5 protein-coding genes and 1 pseudogene are annotated in these 8,388 nt (G+C 76.0%); 5 read left to right on the top strand and 1 reads right to left on the bottom strand.

Translation table 11 applies throughout. The features are described from left to right. The 3 genes from E1300_RS50870 to E1300_RS44965 all read left to right on the top strand — a co-directional run. Positions 1 to 369: hypothetical protein (locus tag E1300_RS50870; protein ID WP_165503280.1), on the top strand; the 369-nt coding region annotated here is incomplete at its 5' end. Positions 370 to 377: 8 nt separating this feature from the next. After that, positions 378 to 1,562 carry a hypothetical protein gene (locus E1300_RS44970; RefSeq protein WP_131763395.1) on the top strand — a complete coding sequence of 395 codons (1,185 nt, stop codon included), beginning with the start codon at positions 378 to 380 and terminating at the stop codon, positions 1,560 to 1,562. Continuing rightward, on the top strand, positions 1,559 to 2,584 hold the full coding sequence (locus tag E1300_RS44965; protein WP_131763394.1) for a glycosyltransferase: 1,026 nt from the start codon (positions 1,559 to 1,561) through the stop codon (positions 2,582 to 2,584). Before E1300_RS44970 ends, E1300_RS44965 begins: the two co-directional genes overlap by 4 nt. Here E1300_RS44965 and E1300_RS44960 read toward each other — a convergent pair. Beyond that, on the bottom strand, positions 2,566 to 4,050 hold the full coding sequence (locus E1300_RS44960; RefSeq protein WP_165503279.1) for a family 43 glycosylhydrolase: 1,485 nt from the start codon (positions 4,048 to 4,050) through the stop codon (positions 2,566 to 2,568). The two genes, E1300_RS44965 and E1300_RS44960, sit on opposite strands and share 19 nt — an antisense overlap. Positions 4,051 to 4,255: 205 nt before the next feature. Here E1300_RS44960 and E1300_RS44955 point away from each other — a divergent pair, with 205 nt between their 5' ends. Then, entirely contained in the window at positions 4,256 to 5,728 is a 1,473-nt protein-coding gene (locus E1300_RS44955) for a sulfatase family protein (RefSeq protein ID WP_207400339.1), read from the top strand. 110 nt (positions 5,729 to 5,838) lie between these two features. After that, a pseudogene (locus E1300_RS44950) lies at positions 5,839 to 8,388 on the top strand (hypothetical protein); the annotation flags it as partial.

The following is an 8,388-nucleotide window of genomic DNA, read 5'->3' as shown; positions in this document are numbered from 1 at the left end:
GCCGGCTCCGGCACCGTGCCCGGTGCGCCCGGCTCCGACCCGGACGAGCCGTACTGGGCGGACGTGGCCGACGTCGGCACCGACGCCGTCGCCGCGCTGCTGCGGCGCGTCCTGGAGTGGGAGGAGCGGAGCGAAGCGGTCCCCGGCGGGGAGATGCCCGTTCCCGAGCGGATCGGCGCGCTGCGGGCCGAGACGTCCGACCTGCTCGACCGCACCGGGCGGCTCGTCCACGACGCGTCGCCGCTCGCGCTGCGGGCGGCGCGTAACGTGAGCGAGCGGTATCCGGCCGTCCGCCGGCTCCGGGGCGCCTACCGGCGGCTCCATCCCGCCGCGGACCCGTCCGACGACGTCGAGAGCAACGCGAGGTGAACTCCCCCATGGCCCCGAGCACGGTCTACCTGCACGTCGGCGCGCCGACCGCCGGGGCGGACCTCCTGCGGGGGGCGCTCTGGGCCAACCGGCGGCGCCTGGCCGACGCGGGCGTCCGGTACCCGCTCGCCGAGCCGCTGGAGCACTTCGGCGTGGCGATGGACCTGCGCGAGATGAGCTGGGGCGGCCGGCGCGACCCGGAATGGGACGGCGCGTTCGAGCGGGTCGCCCGGCGCGCCCGCGAGTGGGACGGACGCGCGGTCGTCCTCTCCGAGCCCCTGCTCGGCGGGGTGACGCCCGCGCAGGCCGAACGGGCCGCCGCCGCGCTCGAACCGGCCGAGGTCCACGTCGTGTACGCCACCCGCGACCTCGGCTGGCAGCTCGTCCTGGACTGGCAGGAGCAGATCCGGCACGCCCACACGATCACCTTCGAGCGGTTCGTGGACGACCTCGTCGCGCGCGGGATCGACGCCCCGGAACCGTACGGGGAGATGTTCTGGGGGCTGCACGACCCGGTGCGCGTCCTGCGGACGTGGGAGTCGGTCGTGCCGCCGGACCGCGTTCACGTGCTGACGGTGCCGCCGCCCGGCGAGCGCCCCGGCCTGCTGTGGGACCGCTTCTGCGCCGTCACGGGCATCGACGCCGCGAGCTGCGACCTCGGCGGGATCGCCGAGGACGAGCCGCTGTCGGCGGTCGAGGCGGAGCTGCTCCGCCGCCTCAACGTCAAGATCGCGCCGCTGCTGGGCGACGCCTACGAGCGCGCCGTCCGCGAGCACCTCCTCGCGCCCGGCCTCGCCGCGGGCACCGGGGACGCCGGGCGCGCCGCCATGGGCCTGCCGTCCCGCCACGCCGGCTGGGCCGCCGAGCGGACCCGCGAGCTCGCCGCCTCGCTGCGCGCGTCCGGCTACCGGGTCGCGGGCGACCTCGCCGAACTGACCACCCCCCGGAGGCCGAAGGCGGTGCTGCTGCCCGGCGACGTCCCGGAGGAGCTGGTCGCGACCGCGTCCGTCGGCGTCGCCGCGCGGCTGCTCGCCGAGGTGGCGAAGGCGCACGACCGGATCGGGCTGGCGCATCTGCAGGACGAGCTGTCCGGCGTCCGGGAGAACCTGGAGCGGCTGCTCGACACCGCGGCCGACCCCTCGCCCGCGCTGCACCGCGCCGCCCGCCGCGCCACCGGCCGCCGCGGCGCATGAGCGCGACCGGACCGGACCCAGGGCAGGCCGCGGACGGCGCGTCCGTCACCGCGGTGTTTGTCACCGCCGTGGTCGTCACCTACAACCGGCGCGCGCTGCTCGGGGAGGCGCTGGCCGCCCTCCACGCGCAGGCGCGCGTCCCCGACCGGATCATCGTGGTCGACAACGCCTCGGCGGACGGCACCGCCGCGATGGTCCGCGACCGGTTCCCCGGCGTCGACCTGCTGGCGCTCCCCCGCAACGTGGGCGGCGCGGGCGGCTTCGCCGCCGGCATGGCACGCGCCCTCCACACCGAACCGACCAGGGCGGGCGCCGAGCTGCTCTGGTTGCTGGACGATGACACGGTGCCCGAGCCCGGCGCCCTGCGCGCGCTGATCGCCGCGCGGCGGAGCGCCGCCGGGCCGGACGAGCCGCCCGCGCTGGTCGCGAGCCGGGTCGTGTGGACCGACGGCCGCGACCATCCGATGAACACGCCGCGCGCCAAGCCCCGCGCCGCCGCGGCCGAGCGGGAGCGCGCCGCCGCGGCGGGCTGCGTGCCGATCCGTTCGGCGTCGTTCGTGTCCGTGCTGGTGGACGCGGCCGCCGTCCGGGAGCGCGGGCTGCCCGTCGCCGACTACTTCCTCTGGAACGACGACTTCGAGTTCACGACCCGGCTGCTGCGCGGCCGCCGCGGCGTCCTGTGCCCGGACAGCGTCGCCGTCCACAAGACCCGGACGTTCGGCGGCGCGGACGCCGATCCCGGCGACCGCTTCTTCTACGAGGTGCGCAACAAGATCTGGCTGTTCACCGGCAGCCCCGGCCTCGCGCCGCCGGAACGCGTCCTGTACGCCGGGTCCACGCTGCGGCGCTGGGTCCGGACGTTCGCCGGGTCGTCGGACCGCGCGGTGCTCCGGCGCGCGCTCGCCCGCGGCGTCCGGAAGGGCCTGTTCACCCGGCCTCGGCCGACCGGCGCCGTGCTCCGCGACGTGGGCGTGGACGTCCCCCCGCCGGCCGGCCGGGAGGCTCAGCGCAGCTCGATGTAGTCGATCTGGCCCTGGCCGTCCAGGCGGCGCAGCCCGAGGGTGTTCCATCCCCCGCTCAGCGAGATCTGGACCGTGGTGGACGTCCAGGCGGTGTCGCCCGTCTTGGCCAGCCGGAGCGTCGCCGCCGCGGAGCCGTTCGCCGACAGCTCCAGATGCGACTCGGCGCCCGACCGGTTCGTGTACTGGATCCGCGCCGAGTAGCGACCCGTGGAGGGCGCGAACACCTGGACCTCCGCCCGGCAGCCGTCCCGGTCGAACGGGCCGATGGCCTTGTCGCCCGACGCACGCGGCCGCTTCAGCTCGGAGACGCAGCCGTTGAGCCGCCCCTTCTCGGCCTCGTAGCGGACGGGGACGCCGCGGATCGCGGGCCGGGCGCCGTCCCAGCCGAGCGGGGTGACGTACATGCCTCGGTTCACCGACGAACCGCCGTTGTACTTCGTGATGGCGTGGAAGAGGAGGTAATCGCCGGTGTCGTCGCTCAGGACGTCCGCGCTGCCCGGCCCCTGGACCTTCCCGCCGTACACGCCGGTGGACTGGAGCGGCGCCCCCGCCTTGGTGTACGGGCCCGCGATCGAGTCGGCCGTGGCGTAGCGGGTCTGGTAGTCCGACGAGAAGTACCAGCCCGCCGAGTACAGCAGCACGTACTTGCCGCCCCGCCGGACGAGCTTCGGCGCCTCCACCAGCACGGGCTCGTCGCTGCGCCCGAGGAGCCTCTGCGGAGCCGCCGCGACGCCCAGCCCGTCCGGGGTCAGCCTGACCAGGTAGATCGCCGCCGACTTCTGGGCGTCGCTCTTGTACAGCAGGTAGCGCGTGCCGTCCGGCTCGATGTAGGACGCGGGGTCGATCGCGCCGCCGAGGTCGAGCGGGCACACCAGCGGCTGCCCCTCGACCGGGACGAACGGCCCGGCGGGCGACGACGCGGTAGCCGTCCCGATGCACTGGACGTCCCGGTCCTTGCGGCGCGCGGAGAAGTAGAGGAGGTACGACCCGGACCCGTTCCGCGGCGGCACGACCTCGGGCGCCCACGTCCGCCCCGAGACGGCCCAGCCGGGCAGCCGGGCGAGGCCGTCGCCGGGCTGCCGGGTCCACGGCCCGGACGGCGTGGGCGCGGTCGCGACGGGCATCGCCGCGTCCGCGCTGTTGGTGCCGTACGCGAAGTAGGTGCCCGCCACCTTGATCGCGGCGGGGTCGGCGAACGACCCGGCGAGGACGGGCGCGAGCGGCGAGTAGCCCGGCGCCTCGATCGGCGACGGGGCGCCCGCGGGGTTCGGCAGCGGCGCGACAGGGGCCCGCGCGGTGGCGCGGGCGGACGCGCCCGGCGCGGGCTTCGCGGCGGTACCGGCACGGTCCGGGACGCACGAGTTCGCCAGCCCGACGAGGAGCGCGACGACCGCGCTGATGGCGGCCCCGCCGATCAGCGGCGTCATCGGCCCGCGCACGCGCGGGACCCCGGCCGTCTCGGTCATCACCGAGCATGATGCCAAACAACCGGCGCACGGGTGCCCGCCGTCACCGGATGCGCGGACGGTCACACGGCTGGCTACCCTTGCTCCTCGACCCCGGCCCCCGGCACCGAGGAGCCCGACCATCGGCACCGACACGCCGCCCCTCCCCCCGCGGTCCCGGCGCCGCGCGCACCGCTCGCCGCGGCCCGCGACCGCACTGGCGGCCGTGCTGGGCCTGCTCGCCGCGCTCGCGCTGGGCGCCTGCGACGGCGGCGGATCGGACGGACGGCCCGGCGGCCGGGCGGGGAAGGCGGCCGCGAAGAAGCCGAACATCATCTTCGTCCTCACCGACGACCTGTCCTGGAACCTCGTGGCGCACATGCCCCAGGTACGCCAGATGCAGCAGGCGGGGCTCACCTTCGACAACTTCTTCGTCGCCGACTCGCTGTGCTGCACGTCGCGGGCGACCATCCTGACCGGGCGGTATCCGCACAACACCGGCGTCCGCACCAACTTCCCGCCCGACGGCGGCTACGGCGTCTTCAAGGCGCGCGGCGGCGAGCAGGCCGCGTTCGCCCCGCGGCTCCAGAAGGCGGGCTACCGGACGGCGCTCCTCGGCAAGTACCTGAACGGCTACATCCCCGCCGACACCGCGGGCGGGATGAAACCGTACGTGCCGCCCGGCTGGAGCGAGTGGTACGTCACCGGCAACGGCTACCCCGAGTACGGCTACAACCTCAACGAGAACGGGCGCCTCGTCCACCACGGCAACGCGCCGGAGGACTACCTGACGGACGTGCTGTCCGGCAAGGCCGACGACTTCGTCCAGCGCGCGGGCGCGAGCGGCAAGCCGTTCTTCATGCAGGTCGCCACCTTCGCGCCGCACGGCCCGTTCGTCCCGGCGCCCCGGCACGCCAAGGCGTTCCCCGACCTGAAGGCGCCCCGCACCGCGTCGTTCAACGAGCCCGACATCAGCGACAAGCCGTCCTGGCTGCGCCCCCACTTCCGGCTGCGCGAACCGGGGCTCGCCGGGATCGACCGGGCGTTCCGCGACCGCGTCCGCATGGTGCAGAGCGTGGACGAGATGATCGCGCGCCTCCGCCGGACCCTCGCGGCGAAGGGCCTGGACCGTGACACCTACCTCGTGTTCGGGTCCGACAACGGCTTCCACCTCGGCGAGCACCGGCTGGCGGGCGGCAAGATGACCGCGTTCGACACCGACATCCGCGTCCCGGTCGTCGCCACCGGCCCCGGCATCGCCGCCGGCCGCCGCACCGCGGCGCTCGTCCAGAACACCGACCTCGCCCCGACGTTCCTGGAACTCGCGGGCGCCGAGGTCCCGCCCGCCACCGACGGCCGCTCGCTCGTCCCGTTCCTGCGCGGCGGCGAGCCGAAGGACTGGCGGGACGTCGCCCTGATGGAGCACGTCAAGCCGCTCCCGTCGCCCGAGGACCCCGACCGGCAGGACTCCGCGCCCGGCGCGCCGCCCACCTACAACGCGCTGCGCCTGCGCGACGCCCTGTACGTGGAGTACCTGGGCGGCGAGCGCGAGTACTACGATCTGGTGCACGACCCCGACGAGCTCGACAACCGCGCCGGCAGCCTCCCACCGGACCGCCAGAGGCAGCTCTCCGCCCTGCTCTACGCGCTCACGCACTGCTCCGGTGCGAGCTGCGCGTCCGCAGGCCGGACGCACTAGCGACGACGCGGTGGGGGCCCGGGACGGGTCGCTATCATCGCTGGCGACACTTTGACCCGAATGTCCTAGCTTGACATTGTCCTGACCTGACCAGAGCACGGGAGACGGGCGTGACCCCACCGAGGACTCCGGACGCTCCGGACGACGAGAACGGCCGCGACGCCGCCCCGGCCACATCCTCGGACGGCCCCTCGGACGGGTTCGCGCCTCCCCCGCCTCCGCCGCAGTGGCTGGCCGGCGGCCCGCAGGCCGGCGGCGCCGACCTCCTGCCCGAACCGCTCCCGGCCACGCCCCCCGGTGCGCCCGGGACCGGCTCCGCCGGAGAAGCCGAGCCCGCGCAGGACGTCGACCAGACGGTCAGCGACGTCGACGTCAGCGGCGCCATGCAGACCCAGGTCTTCCCGCAGGGCGGAAAGCCCGCCGCAGAGCGAACTGAAGCGTCCCCCCAAGACGCGAAGCCCGTCGCGGAGCAGACCCAGGTGTTCCCGCGGGGCGGGAAGGGCGCCGCGGAGCAGACCCAGGCGTCCTCGGAAGACGAGAAGCCCGTCGCCGAGCAGACGCAGGTGATTCCGCGGGGGTCGAAGCCGAGCGCGGGCGGCGAAGACGTCCGGGACGTTCCTGGGCCTCGGGCGTCCGGCGAGCACACCATCGCGGACGAGCCCACCGTCACCGACGCACCGGCACCGGCACCGGCACCGGCACCGGCACCCGGCGAGGATTCCGCGACGATCGTGGAGCCCTCGCCCGTCTCCCCGCCTCCTCCCACGTCGACCGACGTGCCCTACCCCGTCGCGCCGCCCCCGGCCACCTCGACCGATGTGCCCGCGCTGCCGCCGTTCCCGTACGCGCAGGACGTCCCGGACGCGACGCGCGTGGAGATGCCCGCGCAACCGCCCGCGCAGCCCCCGGCCCAGCCGCCCGCACCGCCGCCGTTCCCCTACGCGCAGCAGGTCCCCGGCCAGACGGCGCCGCCGGCGCCGGAGCCGTTCCCGTACGCGCAGGAGATCCCAGGCCAGGCGGCGAACTCGCCGCTGCCCGCTCCGACACCACCGGCCCCCGCCCCTCCGGCGCCGGAGCCGTTCCCCTACGCGCAGGAGATCCCCAGCGCGCCGCCGAAGCCTGCCGCCCCCGAGCCGTTCCCTTACGCGCAGGAGACCCCGGACACTCCGCGCCGTCCGTCACCGGAGCCGTTCCCGTTCGCCCAGGAGATCCCGGGCACGCCGCAGCAGAGCTACGGCCGGCAGGCCTACGAGCAGCAGGGGTTCGAGACGGTGCGGCCCGCCGCGCCGCCGCCGCAGATCGACGAGCCGTGGCGGACGCCCGCCGCGGGCGGCAAGGCCAAGCGCAGGCGGAACAAGAAGCCGCTGCTCATCGGGCTCGCGGGCGTGGCCGCCGCGGCGGTGCTGGCCGCGGGCGGCTTCTTCGCCGTCTCGGCGCTCGGCGGGGACGACGACGGCGGCGGTGACGGCGGCGCCAAGCTGGCGGGCGCGCTGTTCCCGGTGGACGGCGCGGCCCGCACCGACGGCCGCGACCAGCAGATCAGCGGCGTCGCGGCGTCCGGGTCGACGGTGGTCGCGGTCGGCGGCGAGAGCGACGCGCAGAACGCGCGCGGCCTGTTCCTCGTCTCCGACGACGGCGGCCGGACGTTCGGGCCCGCCACGCTGAGGGGCGCGGGCGGCGGCGCCCCGGGGCCCGGCGAGGTCCCGCAGGCGGTCGGCGGGTCGCCCGACGGCTGGGTGGCGGTCGGCACGCGTCCCGCCGGCGGCGTCGTCTGGACCAGCAAGGACGGCCGGACCTGGAACCGCCAGCCCGACGCCGTCGGCGACGCCTTCGGCGCGAACAAGCGCGTCACGCGGATCGTCGCGGCGGGCGGCGGGTTCCTCGCCCTCGGCGAGACCTCGGCGAAGGGCGACTTCTCCGACGCCGTCCCGGCGGTGTGGCTGTCGGCCGACGGGCGCCGCTGGGAGCCGCGGATCGGCGACCAGATCGGCCTCCAGGTCCGCCAGGGCAGGCTCGCGCTCATCGAGGCCGCCGCGAGCGGCAACGTGATGCTTCTGGAGGGGTTCATCACGCCGACCGGCAAGAAGCCCGCCCCCTACCGGGCGGTATGGCGGTCGGACGACGGCGGCCGGACGTGGGCGCCGTCCGCGGTCCCGGTGCCGAAGGGCAGCCGCGGCCTCATGATCGGCGGCGGGCGGTCGGGGTTCCTCGCGATGCGGGAACTCCAGTCCGGCAGCCGGTCCTACGGCCAGGCGTACACGTCCAAGGACGGCTCGACCTGGCGTGCCGCCGGCCGCCTCCAGGCGTCGGGCTACCAGCGGACGAGCCAGGTGCTCGGCGGCGAGCAGGGCTTCGCGGCCGTCGTCGTCCGCGGCACCGACGTGCTCGTGTCGCGCAGCGCGGACGGTGTGACCTGGAAGGACGCGGGCTCCGCGCAGGCCAAGGCGGGCCGCGAGATCACCGGTGGCGCGCTCGCGGGCGGGCTGACCGTGCTCGGCGGGCGCGAGCCCGGCGGCGGCGACCTGGACCCGGTGCTCGACGTCTGGGACGCGAGCGGCACCGCCGTGCCCGTCGACCTCGCGAAGGTGCCCGGCGCGATCCGCGCCGACCACGCGGTCACGGCGGTCGGCGCGACGGACGGCCTCGCGGTCGCCGCGGGG

This window comes from Actinomadura fibrosa (genome assembly GCF_900659615.1).
Lineage (GTDB): Bacteria > Actinomycetota > Actinomycetes > Streptosporangiales > Streptosporangiaceae > Spirillospora > Spirillospora fibrosa.
This window is presented reverse-complemented; position numbering and strand designations above follow the sequence as displayed.

Coding starts and splice junctions, on each gene's coding strand:
- E1300_RS44965 (WP_131763394.1), top strand. CDS start 1,559: ATGAGCGCGACCGGACCGGACCCAGGGCAGGCCGCGGACGGCGCGTCC.
- E1300_RS44970 (WP_131763395.1), top strand. CDS start 378: ATGGCCCCGAGCACGGTCTACCTGCACGTCGGCGCGCCGACCGCCGGG.
- E1300_RS44960 (WP_165503279.1), bottom strand. CDS start 4,050: ATGACCGAGACGGCCGGGGTCCCGCGCGTGCGCGGGCCGATGACGCCG.